The organism is Phenylobacterium aquaticum, from assembly GCF_022695515.1.
GTDB classification, from domain to species: domain Bacteria; phylum Pseudomonadota; class Alphaproteobacteria; order Caulobacterales; family Caulobacteraceae; genus Phenylobacterium; species Phenylobacterium aquaticum.
This window is the reverse complement of the sequence record NZ_JALDPT010000019.1, coordinates 1-15,588: the sequence shown is the minus strand read 5'-3', so window position 1 is coordinate 15,588 and position 15,588 is coordinate 1. Positions and strand designations below refer to the sequence as shown.

Genomic DNA, 15,588 nt, shown 5'->3' with positions numbered 1-15,588 from the left:
GGAGGACGCATGGCTAGCGAGACGAAATCCACCCCGATCAATCGACGGTGGCTGCCCTTGAACGCGCTGCGCGCCTTTGACGCGGTGGGCCAGAACCTGAGCTTCACGGCCGGCGCCCAGGCGCTGCACGTGTCGCAGAGCGCCCTGAGCCGGCATGTGATCAGCCTGGAGGACCTGTTGGGCCGCCAGCTGCTCGACCGACGGCCGCATCGGCTGGCCCTGACAGAGGCCGGCGCGGCCCTGCTGCCGGTGGTGCGCAAATCCTTCGACCGGCTGGAGCAGGCGCTGAACGCGGTGCGCAGCGGCGACACCGGCGGGCGGACGCTTCGGGTGCACATGCCGCCCTCCCTGCTGCAGCAGATGGCCCTGCCCATGCTGCGCGATTTCCGCCGCGAGTTTCCGGACGTGCTGCTGGACGTGTCCTCCAGCCACGTGACCGGCCTGCCGCGCGAGGATCTGGACGTGGCGATCGTCTATGACCGGCCGAGCGTGGACGATCGGGTGACGGACCTGTTGTGGATGGTGCGGGTCTCGCCGGTCTGCTCGCCGGAGGTGGCCGAGCAGATCCAGGGCCAGTCACTGACCGAGGCCCTGAAGACCAGTGAACTGCTGCATGTGAAGCTGGAGAGCGAGCCGCGCGGCCTGCTCTGGGGGATGTTCGTGCGCCAGTTCGGGCTGGAGGTCGACACTGACCGGGGCCTGGCCTTCGACACCGCCATCTCGGCCGTCCAGTATGCCATGTCCGGCGGCGGGGTAGCGCTGGCCGACATCGACATGTTCGCCCAGGAGATCGCCGACGGGAAGCTGGTGCGGCCCTTCGAGGCGATGATGGAGGACGGCTACGGCTATTACCTCAAGTTCCACGCCGAAGACCTGGGCGACCCGGCGATCTCGCTGTTTCGGAGCTGGGTGCTGGGCCGGTTCGCCGCGGCGACGGGGCGGGCGGTGTCGGAGATGCTGGATATTTGAGGGGGGTTGGGTCCCTGCCTGTTCGGGGCTGAGCGGGGGGCTACGCTGCTCGCCCTCTGGGGGAGGATCTTCGTGGATAGCCCTCGCCCCGCTTGCGGGGAGAGGGTTGGGTGAGGGGGCCTTGCGGCCGCGCCGCGCCCGCTCTCACGCCGAAAGACGCTCCGCTGCGCTACGCGCCCCTCACCCTGCCCTCTCCCCACGATGTGGGGCGAGGGTTCCGGGCTGCGGAGCGCCAAAGATCAGAACAATCCTGTCCGACGGCCGGTGGATTCGGGCGACAGCGGCGGGAGGGATTCGCGTTCGCCGGGGGCGAGTTGGAGGGTGTCCCAGGCGCCGAGGCGGCGCAGGGTGGGTTCAAGATCCGGGGCGCCGGCGGCGAGGGCGTCGGCGAGGGCGAGCTTGAGCCAGCCGAGGCAATAGGCGCGGTAGGGGTTGGCGCGGGCCTTCAGCGGCTGGCCGCGCAGTTCGATGGAGACCGCGCCCTCGCCCGCCCGCACGGCGGCGGCGTTGGCGGCCATGTAGGGGATGAACACCTCGCCGATCAGGGTCAGCAGGCGCTCCAGGCCGGGGCCGCGCGGCGTGGCCGGATCGCGCCAGGCGCCTTCGATTCCCGAAGCGTCGTCCAGGTCCTGGACCCACTGATAGGTGCGGATCGCGTCGCGGCGCATGATCGCCGAGGGGGTCGGGTCGATGGCGCATTGGGACAGCTGGCCGAACAGGCCGATGTCGCCGATGGAGGGGCGGCCGCCGAACAGGAATCGGCTGACCTCCAGCTGGGCCTCGATGGCCTCGAGCACCTCGGCATAGGTGGCGCGTAGCAGGGGGCGGTTGGTCTCCCGATCGCCCATGCGGGCGAGGACGCCGGTCTGGCGGGCGCGGAAGCGTTCGATGATCTCGTCAAACTGGGCGTGGGGCATGGCCCCCAGCCAGCCGGCCATCTGGCGCCGCGCGCAGAAGGCCTGGTCGAGCTCGGCGTCCCAGCGGAAGTCGAACATCGGCAGGACCAGCCATTCGTCGGCGAAGTCCTCGACCAGCCGGGCCAGGAAGCGGTCGGCCGGATCATCGGGCAGCAGGCTGCGGTCGCCGGGATGGCGGTCCTCCAGGGCCAGGATCATGGGGGTGGAGTCGGCCCAATAGCGGCCATCCGGGGTCTGCATGACCGGGATCATGCCCTTGTCGGCGGCCTTGAGCTCGCCGGCCTCGGCCAGGTAGCCGGGCGGCACGATCCAGTTGTGGGGGATGCGGCGATAGCGCAGGGCCGCGCGCAGCTTCAGCGAATAGGGCGAGCCCGGACCGCCCAGGATTCGATAGCGGCCCTCATGGACGTCGGTCATGCGATCTCCCCCGTGCGGGCGTTGATCGACCGCTTGGACCTATTGAAGCCTGATCCGGCGAAGCTTGTCCAAGGGGCTCAGGGCGCGGGGGCCGCGTGGTGCAACTCCAGGCCGAGCGCGTGGTTCTTGGGGAAACCCTTCCAGGTCGCGCCGGGTCCGCCGGGGCTGAAGGGGGCGTAGCCGGCGGGGCCGTTGGCGGGCCACTTGGCGTCGTTGGACTGAACCGTGTCGGGGGTGAGATAGGCGAGCCGGCTCGCGTCGCCCTTCACCTCAGCGTCCAGGAAGGCGGTGATCATGTGCTGGTTGATGGCCATGATGCGGTCGTGGCGCCAGACCGGATCCTCGAACCAGTCCATGTCCCAGACGGAATTGCGCATGGTCGGCGGGGCGCCGTTCATACCGATGGCGTGGCCGCCGTTCTGGAAGACCAGCAGGTAGCGGTCGGCGTGGATCGCGCGGTCGAACACCGGGCGGATGCCGCCGGCGAAGCCCACGGTGCGGTCGCGGTCGCCGCCGATGATCAGCAGGGGGGCGGTGACCCCGTTGAGGCCCTCGGCGCCCCAGGCGTTGAAGCTGATCCCGGCGGGGGCGATGGCGACGACCGCCTTCACGTCGGGGACCCGGAGCTGGGCCGCGCGGGCGCCGCCGCGGGCGAAGGGGGCCATCAGGCCGCCGGGCACGAAATTGACCGAACCCTTGGGATCGAGGCCGGCGCCCGCGTCGGTCAGCACGCCATAGCCGCCCATGGAATAGCCGATCAGGATAGTGCGGCTGGGATCGGCGGCGGCGAGGCCGGGCTGGCGGGCGCGCGCGCCCGCGCGGGCCTGGGCGGCGGCGAAGGCGATGTCGATCGGCCGGCGCATCAGGGGGCCGGGGAAGCCCGCGGCGTCGCCGAAGTCCGGATCGTGATGGCGGGGGGCCACGACCACATAGCCCTTGGAGGCGAGGTTCTCGGCCAGCCAGCTCATGCCGGCGCTGGCCCCGCCATAGCCGTGGGAAAGGATGACCAGGGGAAAGGATCCGGCCACGGCCGGGGCGTCGCGCACCGCGATGCCCGGCACGGTGAAGGCGACCGGCGGCATGGGCGGCTCGGCCGACAGGGCGTCGGCATAGACGGCGGCCTTGGCCTTGGGGACCGCCTTGGCCGGGTACCAGATCTCGACCGTCAGCCTGCGGTCGACGAGGGGGGCCGCGGCCTTGGCCTTGTCAAAGGCGAGCACGTCGGGCTGGGCCGGCTGGATCCAGGTGACCGTGCGCACGCCCACCGCCTGGGGGCCGAGGCGGGCCAGCTCCGGGGCGTCGACGCCGGGGACGCTGGGCGGGGCTTCGGCCCGGGCCGGGGCGGCGAAGGCCAGCAGGGCGGCGAGGAGGAGACCGGGGCGGGACATCTGCGCTCCAACGATAAGCCCCTCCCCCCAAGCGGGGAGGGGTTGGGGTGGGGGTGTCGGCGCGGCGTCCGGCAGGCGCGCGGCCAAGGCGCGCGCTGACACCCCCTCACCCTACCCTCTCCCCCTCAGGGGGAGAGGGATAAACTCTGGAGGCGACGCAGAACTTGCCCCGAAAACGGAGTGGGCGCGGTGTTCGAGAACACCGCGCCCGGGGAGATCCGGCCTAGCTCTCGGGTCGGACTAGAAGGTGGCCTTGATCCGTACACCGATGGTGCGGGGACGGGCGTAGGTCAGCCGGTCGCCGGCCTGGTAGATCTTGTAATAGGTGGCGCGGCCGATGTTGGTGACCTTGGCGCCGTCGGTGATGTTGTTGGCGTAGACGCCGACCTCATAGCGACCGATGTCATAGGCCAGGGAGGCGCTGACATTCTCCGAGGTCGGAATGACCGCGAAGCTGGCGCTGGGGCCGGTCCGGGTCAGGACGCCGTTCTTGATGGTGGTGGCCGAGGAGTCGAAGGTGGTCTGCTCCTTGCCGCGGTACTGGTAGCTGGCCTGGAGGTGCAGGGTCCCGTCGCCGACCGGCTTGTCGTAGAAGAAGGCGGCCGTGGCCGTCCAGTCGGGGAAGTAGGGGGTCTTGTCGCCGTCGAAGGCGCCGACCGTCGGGATGTCCCCGTTGGCCTTGGCGTCGTTATAGGCGGCGCTGCCCGAGAAGGTCAGTTCGTCGGTCAGCTTCACCACGCTGGAGAGCTCGATCCCTTTGGAGGTGATGGCGCCCTTGTTGGCGGTGAAGAAGTAGGAGCAGTTCAGCAAGAGGCGGGTCTGCACGTCCTGCCAGTCGACGTAATAGGCGTCGGCGTTCAGGGTCACGCGGCCGCCGGCCAGCTTGGCCTTTTCCCCGACCGAATAGCTCCACAGATGGTCCGGACCGAAGGTCAGCGGGGCGGCGGTGTAGCCGTAGCTGGCCAGGTTCTGGGTGCACTGGCCGGCGACGCCGGTCGTGCCGAGCGGCACGGGCTGGTTGGCGCCGCCATAGCGGAAGCCCTTGGCGGCCTCGGCATAGACCATGAGGTCGTCATTGACGTGGTAGGAGACGTTGAAGCGCGGGTTGAAGCCGTTGGACTTCTGCTTGGCGTTGAGCTCCAGCGGCTTGTGGTCGATGACCCCGTAAACCCCGCCCTCGAACAGGTAGTACTTCTCCGAGAAGGAGAACCAGCGCAGGCCGACGGTCACGTCGAGCTTCTTGGTGGCGTGCCAGGTGTCGTCGGTGAAGATCGCGAACTGGTGTTCTTCCTGGTTCTGCAGGCCCGAGAAGATGTCGTCGGGATTGAAGGCGCCGTCGACGGTCTTGGAATTGTACTTGCCGTCGGGCGTGTTGAAGGGCCCGTAGAAGTAGTTCATGTAGGACAGCTTGTCGAAGCCGGGCGTCGGGATGTCCTGGTAGAGGTTGCGACGCTGCTGCTCGTAGAAGGCGCCGATGGTCCACTTGATCGGGCCGTCATTCTTCGAGACCAGCCGGATCTCCTGCATGTAGTCATGCACCTTGTTGGAGATCATGTACTTTTCAGGCGGGATCGAATTGGTGACCGCCTGGCTGTAGCTGGCCGGTTGCTTGAACAGGGGATAGGCGTTCGCGCTGGGGGTCAGGCCCGTATAGTCCTGGAAGAAGTAGCCGATCTGCGGCTCGGGGCTGGCGTTGAAGCCGATCCGCCGCCAGGTGTAGGCGCTGGTCGAGACCAGGTCGGCGAAGCCCAGATCGTAGTCGAAATTGATCGAATACATCTGGAAGCTGTCGCGGGTGCCTTCCGGCGAATTGGTCGAGACCTTGTAGTCGCCGAGGCCGCTCAGACCGCTGTTCAGGCCATAGGCGTGGCTCTGCTCGAAGGTGTAGCTGGCGTCGACGGTGAACTTGTCGGTGGGCGTCCAGCGGGCCGCGACCCGGGCCTGGGTCGTGCGGTTGAGGTTGGCGTCGGCCTTGTTGCGCAGGCCGATATTGTCGATGTAGCCGCCGTCCTCGCCCTGATAGACCGTGGCGCGGATGGCCAGCTGGTCCTTGATGATCGGCATGTTGACCATGCCGCGCAGGCTGTAGCTCTCGCCGCCGTGCTCGGTGGTGGCGCCGCCAGCCTCGACGGAGCCGAAGAAGCTGGACGTCGAGGGCTTGGCGGTGACGAAGCGGATGGTGCCGGCCATGGAGCCCGCGCCGTAGAGGGTGCCTTGCGGACCGCGCAGGATTTCGACGCGCTCCAGGTCATAGACCTTGAGGTCCGGGGTCTGGCCCTGCAGAGAGATCGGGGTGTCGTCCAGATAGACGGCGACCAGCGAGCGGTCGGAGGTGTCGGAGCTGGCGTAACCGCCGGTCGACAGGCCGCGCATGTCGAACTTGTTGTAGCCCGGCGCGCCTTCGGTGATCGACAGCGAGGGGGTGAACTTGGCGAGGTCGGAGAGGTTGCCCTGTCCGGAGCGGGTGATCTGCTCGACGCTGACGGCCGAGATGGCCATGGCCACGTTCTGCAGGGATTCCGCGCCGGAGCGGTTGGCGGTGACCACCACCTCGGTCAGCTCGGTCCCGGCCTTGGCGTCCGCCGCCCAGGCCGAGCCGCAGCTGAGCGCGGCGAGGCTGGCGCCGGAGGCCAGAAGAACCGCCAGCTTGCGCGCGCCATGACTTTGGCGCAGCACGTTTCCATTTGATAAATTCACTTCAGTCCCCCTCGTTGACAATAACGCCCGCGCGCAAGGCGCGACGGACACAGCCATTATTTATGTCGTCTTGCGGGGCGCTGCGTTTGAGGCGACCCGATACATAATTTCGTCATGGAGGTTCGCCCCCGGCTCCTTAACCGGGAAGCAGAATTTCGATATGGCGGCATCCAAAAAAGGCATCCTGGGCGTGCGCGCCCAACCGATGCGGGTCAGAGGAGGCCCGGACCCAGGGCGGATTTGAGGGGGCCGAGCCAGGGCTCGAAACGCTTCCACTGGTCGAGGCCGTCGCGGTTGAGGGGCCGGCGGACCTGCTCGGAGCTGGCGGTGCGCACGGGCCTGCGGGTCTCGTGGAAGGCCAGGCAGGCGGGCTCGAAGGCCAGGCCGCAATAGGCCAGGAGGGCGCGGATCTCCGTCTCCGGATCCTCCACCAGGGCCTCATAGGACAGGCGGTGGATGCGGCCGGGCAGGACGGCGTCCAGGTGCGCCATGAGGCGGGCGTAGTCGGTGTAGTAGCGGCCGAGGTCGGCGAGGTCGTAGCTGTAGGCCTGGCCCTGGGCGTAGAGCTGCTTGAAGCCCGACAGGCCGCAGGCCAGGGGATGGCGGCGGACATCGATGATCTTGGCCCGCGGCAGGATCAGGGCGATCAGGCCGGCGTGCATGAAATTGTTGGGGAACTTGTCGGTGAACAGCGGCCGGTCGGTGCGGCGCTGGATCGACATGCGGCTGAGATAGTCGCGACCCAGGTCGGCGAAGGCGGCCGGCGGCAGATCGGCGAGGCTGGCCGGATAGGGCCTGGGCAGGGTCGCGGCGACGGCGGTCAGGTCGGGCAGTTCGGCGGTGGCCTCGACCGCGGAATGGCTGGCCAGGATCTGCTCGACCAGGGTGGAGCCCGAGCGCGGCAGGCCGAGGATGAAGATCGGGTCGGGGGCGTCGCAGCCGAGGCCCTCGCGGGCCGCGAAGAAGGCGGGAGTGTAGAGGTCGATCTGGGCCTGGACGAAGGCGGTGTTGGCGTCGGCGTCGTAGGGGTTGCGGGCGCGGTGACAGGCGTTGCCATGGGCGTAGTGGTCGAAGGCCTCGGGGTAGCGGGCCTCGTCCTCCAGGGCCTTAGCCAGGGCGAAGTGCAGCGGGGCGCGGTCGGGCTCAGCGAGGTCGGGGCGGGCGAGCTGGGCGGCCATGGCGTCGAGATCGGCGGGCGAGAAGCGCCAGGTCTTGAGATTGGCGAGACTCCACCAGGCCTCGCCGAAGTCGGAGGCCAGGGCGAGCGCGCGGCGATAGGCGGCGACGGCGTCGGCCTGGCGGCCCAGGGTCTTGAGGACGTGGCCGTAGCTCAGCCAGAGCGGTGGCTGGTCGGGGGCCTCGGCGGCCAGGGCGGCGTAGTCGGCGGCGGCGGTCTCGAGATCGCCGATCTCGGCGCGCAGGCCTGCGAGATGCAGCCGGGCCTGGGCGGAGCGGGGATTGAGCGCGACCGCGCGGACCAGCGCCGCCTCGGCCTCGGCGGCGCGCCCCAGGACGGCGAGGGCCGCGCCGAGTTCGAACTGCACGCCCCAGGCCTTGGGCTGAGCGGCGGCGAGTGGGGCGAGCGTCGCGACGGCGGCGGCGGCCTCGCCCAGGCGGCGCTGGGCGGCGCCGATCAGCAAGGTGGTCTCCGGTCCCGGCGGCAGGGTCCGGGCGAGCGCCAGCGCGCGGGCCGGGTCGGGTCCGAGCGCGCGGCGGGCGTCGTCCAGGACATCTGGCAGGACGGCGGACAGGGCGATCTCCAGGCGCGGGGCGTTGAGCGGGCCGGCAATCCATCCCTTGACCCCCTGCCCCGCGCAACCCCCAATCCCTGCGCCAGGGCCCGTCGGACCGGGCGCGTTCTGAATATCGATGGGCGTATCTGAAAAAGGCATTGGATGGCGCGCCGCGCCCGACCCGAGGGTGGCGGGAGGCGATCGCGACGATCGGACGGGGATGGGGGACCGCGCAGCTTGGGGGAGACAGACGGCCTCGTGAACCTTGACGGCGGTCGTCCCCACCCGGCGGCGCCCGAGCTGTTGCGACAGCTGCGGCGCGGCGAGATCGGGCGGCGCGACTTCCTGCGGGCGGCGAGCTGGCTGGGGGTCTCAGGCGCCTCGGCCGCGGCGGCGGTGGGGCTGTCCGCCTGCGCCCCGGTCCAGGCGCCGATCAGCAAGGATACGGTGCGCTTCGTCTGCGCGGTGCAGCAGATGACCGATCCGGCGCTCACCACCTGGATCGAGGCCTCAAACCTGTTCCGCAACTGCCTGGAGTTTCTGGTCGAGGTCGACGCCGACAATATCTGCCGACCGTTCCTGGCCAAGAGCTGGCGGCCCTCGGAGGACCTGAAGACCTGGGACTTCGAACTGCGCGACGGGGTGCGCTGGTCGAACGGCGACGCCTTCACGACGCAGGACGTGGCCTTCAACATCAACCGCTGGATCGCGCCGAACTCGAAGTCGGTGAACCGGACGGCCTTCGCCGCCCTGACCGGGATCGAGGTGACAGGGCCGCTGACCTTCCGCCTGCATCTGAACCGGCCGGTCTGCTCCCTGCCCGAACAGCTCTACGCCTTCACCTGCCCGATGCTGCACCGGGACTTCGAGCGCAAGGGCGCCGACTGGCCGAAGAACCCGATCGGCACCGGCCCCTTCAGCCTGACCGATTTCCAGGTCGGCCGGCAGGCAAGCTTCCGCCGCCGCGACGGCTATTGGGGGGCGCCGCCGACGCTCGCCCAGATCGACTATATCGACCTCGGCACCGACATCTCGACCCACGTCGCGGCCCTGGCCGCCGGCCAGGTGGACATCCTCTATCGGGTCAGCGTCGCCGAACTGGACCTGGTCCACCGCCTGCCCCAGGCGCGGCTGATCCGCCAGCAGGCGGCCCAGACCGTGGTCATGCGCATGCAGCACGACCAGAAGCCTTACGACGACCTGCGTGTGCGCCGCGCCGTGCAGCTGGCCGCCGACAACGCCCAGATGCTGCGCCTGGCCTATCGCGGCTATGGGGTGGTGGGCGAGAACCACCATGTGGCGCCCTTCCAGCCGGACTACGCAGCCCTGCCCGCCTTCAAGCGCGACGTGGCCCAGGCCCGGCATCTGCTGGCCGAGGCGGGGCACGCCGATGGCGTCGAGCTTAAGCTGACCCTGGGCAACACCCAGGGCCGGTTCGAGCAGGACACCGCCCAGGTGCTGCAGCAAAACCTGGCCGAGGCCGGCATTCGTTTAAAGTTGAACGTTCTGCCGGCGTCGGAATTCTGGTCGGTGTGGGACAAGACCCCGTTCGGCTTGACCTATTGGGCGCACCGGCCGCTGGGGGTCATGGCGCTGGACCTGGCCTATCGCTCGACCAGTTCGTGGAACGAGAGCCGGTTCAACGAACCCAAGTTCGACGCGGGCCTGGACACGGCCATGGGGCTGATCGATCCGGTGGCCCGGTCCAAGGCCATGGCCGGCCTCGAGCAGATCCTGCAGGACCAGGCGGTGATGGTGCAGCCGTATTGGGCGGAGAAGTTCACGGCGGTGTCGCCGCGGGTGCGCAACTACCGCGCCCACCCCTCGGACTATTTCCGCATGGACAGGGTGTGGCTCGCCGATGCGTGAGACCCTGACCGATCTCGCCCGCCGCGCGGGCGGCCTGGCGCTGACCATGCTGGTGGTGTCGTTCCTGGTGTTCCTGACGCTTGAGCTGAACGTCGAGGGCGTGGCGGTGAAGGTGTTGGGCCAGTTCTCGACGCCCGACCAGCGCCACGCCTGGCTGTCGGAGAACGGCTATCTCGATCCCTTCGCCATCCGTTACCTGCGCTGGCTGGCCGACTTCGTGCGCGGTCACTGGGGGACCTCGACCTATTATCACGAGGACATCCTGAAGCTGATCCTGCCGCGTCTGGGCGCCTCGGCGATCCTGGCCGGCGGGGCTCTGCTGGTGATGATCCCCATGTCCCTGATCCTGGGGGTGGCGGCCGGCGCCAAGGAGGGCTCGGCGCTCGACCGGTCCATCTCGCTCGTCTCGATCGTCACCACCTCGATCCCGGAATTCGCCACCGCCGTCTTCCTGTCGGCGGTGTTCGTGATCGGCCTGGGCTGGCTGCCGGGGGTGAGCACCATGGCGGCGGGGCTGTCGCTGCGCGAGCTGATCCTGCCGGTCAGCGTGCTGGCCCTGGCCTCCACCGGCTACATCGCCCGCATGACCCGGGCCTCGATGGCCGAGGTGATGGCCCAGCCCTATATCCGCATGGCGCGGCTGAAGGGGGCGAGCCCGGCCCGCATCATCCTGGGCCACGCGCTGCGGAACGCCCTGATCACCCCGGTGACGGTGATCATGCTGCAGATCCCCTGGATCCTGTCCGGGGTGATGGTGGTGGAGGTGTTCTTCGCCTATCGCGGCTTCGGCACCCTGCTCTATCAGGCCTCGCTGAACGCCGACGTCTATCTGGTCGAGGCCTGCGCCATGGTCAGCGTGCTGGCGGTCGTGGTCAGCCAGACCATCGCCGACCTGATCTATGTGCGGCTGGATCCCCGGCTCGCCCCCGGCGGAGGACGTCACTCATGACACCCGCCGGCCGCCTGATGCTCCTGAAGCCCTCGGCCATGATCGGGCTGTTCCTGGTGGCCGGATGGCTGCTGGTGGCGGCTTTCGCGCCATGGCTCGCGCCCTTCGATCCCCTGGCCAGCCTGACGCCGCTGGCCTCGCCCGGCGCGCGGGCGCCCGGCGGCGGGACCTTCTGGCTGGGCACAGACCTGCTCGGCCGCGATATCCTGTCCCGCGTGATCTATGGCGCGCGCCCGGTGGTGGGGCTGTCAGTGCTGGCGACCTCGACCGCCTATCTGGTGGGGGTCAGCGCCGGCCTGGCGGCGGGCTATTTCAAGGGGGCGACCGACGCCATCCTGTCCTTCCTGGCCAGCGTGGTGCTCTCATTCCCGGTGCTGGTGCTCTATATCGTGGTGATCGTGGCGCTGGGGGCGTCCTACGCCAATGTGGTGCTGGCCGTGACCTTCGGCAGCGCGCCGGCGATCTTCCGCATCGTGCGGGCCATCGCGCTCGACATCGCCGGCCGCGACTATGTGGCGGCCTCCCAGGCCCAGGGCGAACGGGCGCACCGCATCCTGATCCAGGACATCCTGCCCAATGCGGCCCCGCCCCTGCTGGTCGATTACTGCCTGCGCATCGGCTACAGCGCCATCACCATCGGGGCCCTGGGGTTCCTCGGGCTGGGCCTGCCGCCGCCGACCCCGGACTGGGGCGGCATGGTTGCCGAGGGCCGGGCCATGGCTCTGGCCTTCCCGCACCTGGTGATCTTCCCGTGCCTGGCCATCTCGTCCCTGGTGGTGGGGCTGTCCCTGCTGGCCGACGGGCTGAACGCGGAGGGCCGCCGTGGCTGAGCCCATCCTGCGGGTCGAGCACCTGTCCATCGCCCTGCCGGCCGGGGGCGACCGCGCCCATGCGGTCGAGGACGTGTCCCTGACCGTGCATCGCGGCGAGATCGTCTGCGTGGTCGGCGAGAGCGGATCGGGCAAGTCGATGCTGGCCGGGGCGGTCATGGGGGCCATTCCCGGCGATCTGAAGCGCGACGCCGGGGTGATCCGCCTGGGCGAGATCGAGCTGACGGCCCTGTCGGAGCCGGAGCTGCGGAAGATCCGCGGGAACCGGGTGGCGATGATCCCGCAGGAGCCGATCGCGGCGCTGAACCCCGTGGTGCGGGTCGGCCGCCAGATCGAGGAGGTGTTCGCCCTGCACACCGACCTGCCGGCGGCCGAGCGGACCCGCCGGGCGCTCGCCCTGCTGGCCGACATGCATCTGCCGGACCCGGAGCGGATCGCCCGATCCTATCCCAGCCAATTGTCCGGCGGCCAGTGCCAGAGGGTGGTGATCGCCATGGCCCTGGCGCTCGAGCCCGACCTGCTGATCGCCGACGAGCCGACCACGGCGCTCGACGTGACCACCCAGGCCCAGATCCTGAAGCTGGTCTGCGAGCTGCGGGAGACCCACGGCCACGGGGTGCTGTTCATCACCCATGACGTCGGCGTGGTCGCCGAGATCGCCGACCGGGTGGTGGTGATGCGCAAGGGCCAGCTGGTCGAGGCCGGCGAGGCGCGCCAGGTGCTGCTGGCGCCGGCCCATCCCTATACCCGCGAGCTGATGGCCGCTGCGCCGGGCATGATCCCGCCGCCGCATCGGCCCGTGACGGGCGAGCACGCCCTGGTCGCGCGGGGCCTGACCAAGACCTATGGCGCGCGCCAGGCTCTGGGCGGCGTCGATCTGGAGATCCGCCGGGGCGAGACGCTCGCCATCGTCGGCGAGAGCGGGTCTGGCAAGAGCACGCTGGCCCGCATCCTGGTGCGGGTGATCGCCTCGACCGCCGGCGAGGCCCATGTGGCCGGGGTCGACATGCTGGCGCTCAAGGGCGAGGCCCTGCGCGACAAGCGCTGCGCCGTGCAGATGGTGTTCCAGGACCCGTTCGGGTCGCTCAATCCGCGCAGGCGCGTCGGCGACATGATCGTCCGCGCCGGGGTGCTGGCCGGCGCCCGGCCCGTCGAGGCGCGGCGACGGGCGGAAGAGCTGCTGGAGCTGGTGGGGCTCTCGAAAGCGGCCTTCCATCGCCGGCCGGCGGCCTTTTCCGGCGGGCAGCGCCAGAGGGTCGGGATCGCCCGGGCCCTGGCCGCCAATCCCGACCTGCTGATCGCCGACGAGAGCGTCTCGGCCCTGGACGTCTCGGTCCAGGCCCAGATCCTCGACCTGCTGCGCGACCTGCAGGACCGGCTGGGCCTGGCGATCCTGTTCATCACCCACGACCTGAGGGTGGCCGCCCAGATGGGCCACCGGATCGCGGTGATGCAGCACGGGGTGGTGGTCGAGACCGGCCCCGCGGCCGAGGTCCTGACCCGGCCGAGCCACCCCTACACCCAGGCCCTGCTGGCGCCGCACCGGGGCGGGAGCTGGGGGCGGAGATGGCGGTGGGGTGAGCCGCTTACCCTCTCCCCACGTCGTGGGGAGAGGGCAGGGTGAGGGGCGCGTCGCCAAGCGACGCGTCTTTCGGCATTTCAGCGGCGGCGTGGATTCAGCAAGGCCCCCTCACCCAACCGTCGAGAGCGAGCCGGACCGCTTGGTCCGGCTATGCGTGTCGCCAACGATTTGGCGATACGCCGCTCTCGACCCCCGTAAACGGGGCGAGGGCTAAGAGGGGCGAGAGCTAGACGAAATTCCGCGAGATCCGTGCATCCTCGCTGCGCTCGAAGATGACCTTGCCGGACTGGGTGGCGGAGAGGCTTTCGGTCAGCAGGAACTCGGTCTCGGTGGAGCGGAGTTCGATGACAGCGGTGACGGCGCAGTCCCAGGCGTCGCGGGACCAGGAGCTGGTGACCTTCTGGCGCCACAGGCCGCTGTTGGGCTGCCCCTCGATGAACTCGACAGTCTCCCAGTGGCCGCGGGCGGTGGTGGTCTGGATGTCGGGCCAGGTGAAGGGCGCGGGCGGGGTGTTCAGCTCGATCCGGTAATGGCCCGGCGCGATGGGGGCGGTGGTGACCTCCGGAACCGGGGTCGCGGTGTCAGCGGGAGCATGGCGGATGGGGATGGGGAACGGGGCGGGCGCCGTCTCCGGCGGGCGGACCGGCAGGCTGAGGCTGGAGCGGTCCAGGGCCAGGCTGAGGGTCGCGATCCGCGGCGAGGGCCAGGCGAGCGGCCAGAGGTTTTCCGAAATCGCAACGCGGATGCGGCTGCCCTTCCGGAACCGGTGGCCGACCATCATCAGGGGGATGTCGAGGTCATAGGCGCGACCGGGCGCGAGCGGGGCGGGGTCGGTGTCCGAGGTGCGGTGGGTCAGGTTCTTCAGGCCGTAGCTGACCAGCCAGGAGCGGCCATCGGGGGTGACCTCGGTGAGGCGCACGGCGAGCTTGGCCACGGGCACGTCGGCGGCGACGCGGACCCTGAAGCTCGGATAGCCGAGGATCTCCAGGTCTTCGGTCAGGGGCGGGCTGTCGAAGGTGAGCGAACGGGCGTCGTCGAGGCCCTGGTCGATAGGCGGGCGGTCGATCCATTCCGGCTTGGTCAGGCCCACGACCTTGTCGCCGACGACGGTGGCGGTATGGCCGGGACCGGGCCGGTCGGCGAGGCCGTCCGGGGTGAGGTGGAGGATGCGGGGGCGGATCTTGGGCGAGGGCCAGGTCGGTTCCGCCACCCAGCGGCCGGGGATCTCCCGGGGCCGGGTCTCGGCCCAGGTCGCATAGGGCATGAAGGCGCGCAGCATGGGCTCGGCCATGATGCCGGTGTCGACGCCCTTGAGCCACTGGGTCCACCAGCGCAGCTCCTCGACCGCCCAGTCGAGGCTCATGGGGGCGGCGGTCCAGGGATAGGTGTGGCCCCAGGGGCCGATCAGGCCCTTCTTGGGGACCTTCAGGTGTTCGAGGATGCGGCCGACGGGATTGGAATAGCTGTCCTGCCAGCCGGAGACGACATAGGTGGGGATCTGAATCGCGCGCCAGTCCTGATCCAGGGAGCCGCGCTTCCAATAGGCGTCGTTGGTCTGGTGGCTGAGCCAGGTCTTGGTGATGGGCGGGGTCGCGGCCAGGCGCTGGCGCCACATGGCCTCCCAGGCCGGGCCGACATTGGCCGGATCGGGCGGGCCGGCCATGACCGACTTAAACGCGATGGCCCATTGCAGATTGGTGTGGCCGAGCGCGCCGCCGACATAGTGGGCGTCATTGCCATAGCGGGTGTCGGTGGTCCCCAGCGCCAGGATCGCCTTGAGCGCCGGGGGACGGCGGGAGGCCACCTGCAAGGTGTTGATCCCGCCCCAGGAGATGCCGCGCATGCCGACCGCGCCCGAGCACCAGGGCTGGCGGGCGATCCAGGCGATGATCGCCTCGCCGTCGGAGAGCTCCGGCAGGTCGTATTCGTCGACCATGACGCCCTCGGAATCGCCGGAGCCGCGGACATCGACCCGGACATAGGCGAAGCCGCGGCTGGCCAGCTGCGGGCCCCAGGCGCTGTCGTGGCCGCGATAGCCGTCGCGCTTGCGGTAGGGGATGTATTCCAGCACCGCCGGGACCGGGGTCTTGCCGGCGGTGTCCGGCACGAACAGGCGGGCCGAGAGCCGCACCCCGTCGGGCATGGGGATCCAGACATGCTCCGTCTCCGTGACCCCGCCGGCCGGCGGCAGGGTCCAGCCGGCGGCGGCGGGCGCGGTCGGCGAGGCCGGCGAAGGC

General features: G+C 69.9%; 10 protein-coding genes. 5 read left to right on the top strand and 5 right to left on the bottom strand.

What is annotated here, in order from left to right:
• Nucleotides 1–9 precede the first annotated feature (9 nt).
• Nucleotides 10–969, top strand: a complete 960-nt coding sequence (locus MQH10_RS14750) for a LysR substrate-binding domain-containing protein (protein ID WP_242564796.1) — start codon at nt 10–12, stop codon at nt 967–969.
• Between the two features lie 239 nt (nt 970–1,208).
• Here the strand turns inward: MQH10_RS14750 and MQH10_RS14745 are convergent, their stop codons facing one another.
• The 4 genes from MQH10_RS14745 to MQH10_RS14730 all read right to left on the bottom strand — a co-directional run bounded on the left by MQH10_RS14745 (nt 1,209) and on the right by MQH10_RS14730 (nt 8,280).
• Entirely contained in the window at nt 1,209–2,303 is a 1,095-nt protein-coding gene (locus MQH10_RS14745; protein ID WP_242564795.1) for a glutathione S-transferase family protein, read from the bottom strand.
• 77 nt (nt 2,304–2,380) lie between these two features.
• Nucleotides 2,381–3,691, bottom strand: a complete 1,311-nt coding sequence (locus MQH10_RS14740) for an alpha/beta hydrolase family protein (protein WP_242564794.1) — start codon at nt 3,689–3,691, stop codon at nt 2,381–2,383.
• A 240-nt stretch (nt 3,692–3,931) separates the two neighbouring features.
• Nucleotides 3,932–6,367: a TonB-dependent receptor gene (locus MQH10_RS14735; RefSeq protein WP_242564793.1), complete on the bottom strand. Its 2,436-nt coding sequence runs from the start codon at nt 6,365–6,367 to the stop codon at nt 3,932–3,934.
• Between the two features lie 233 nt (nt 6,368–6,600).
• A complete protein-coding gene (locus tag MQH10_RS14730; RefSeq protein WP_242564792.1) occupies nt 6,601–8,280 on the bottom strand; it encodes a tetratricopeptide repeat-containing sulfotransferase family protein in 1,680 nt (559 codons plus the stop codon).
• Nucleotides 8,281–8,379: 99 nt separating this feature from the next.
• Between MQH10_RS14730 and MQH10_RS14725 the strand changes: the two genes are divergently transcribed.
• The 4 genes from MQH10_RS14725 to MQH10_RS14710 are packed head-to-tail and all read left to right on the top strand — an operon-like array spanning nt 8,380 to nt 13,393.
• Complete coding sequence (locus tag MQH10_RS14725; RefSeq protein WP_242564791.1) at nt 8,380–9,990, top strand: ABC transporter substrate-binding protein; 1,611 nt, start codon at nt 8,380–8,382, stop codon at nt 9,988–9,990.
• Complete coding sequence (locus MQH10_RS14720; RefSeq protein WP_242564790.1) at nt 9,983–10,939, top strand: ABC transporter permease; 957 nt, start codon at nt 9,983–9,985, stop codon at nt 10,937–10,939. The genes MQH10_RS14725 and MQH10_RS14720 overlap by 8 nt, the downstream gene beginning before the upstream one ends.
• The gene (locus MQH10_RS14715; RefSeq protein ID WP_242564789.1) at nt 10,936–11,769 is read left to right on the top strand and encodes an ABC transporter permease; all 834 of its coding nucleotides are present in this window, start codon (nt 10,936–10,938) and stop codon (nt 11,767–11,769) included. The genes MQH10_RS14720 and MQH10_RS14715 overlap by 4 nt, the downstream gene beginning before the upstream one ends.
• The gene (locus MQH10_RS14710; RefSeq protein ID WP_242564788.1) at nt 11,762–13,393 is read left to right on the top strand and encodes a dipeptide ABC transporter ATP-binding protein; all 1,632 of its coding nucleotides are present in this window, start codon (nt 11,762–11,764) and stop codon (nt 13,391–13,393) included. Before MQH10_RS14715 ends, MQH10_RS14710 begins: the two co-directional genes overlap by 8 nt.
• Before the next feature lie 184 nt (nt 13,394–13,577).
• Here MQH10_RS14710 and MQH10_RS14705 read toward each other — a convergent pair.
• On the bottom strand, nt 13,578–15,588 hold a 2,011-nt coding region (locus tag MQH10_RS14705), incomplete at its 5' end, for a CocE/NonD family hydrolase (protein WP_242564787.1).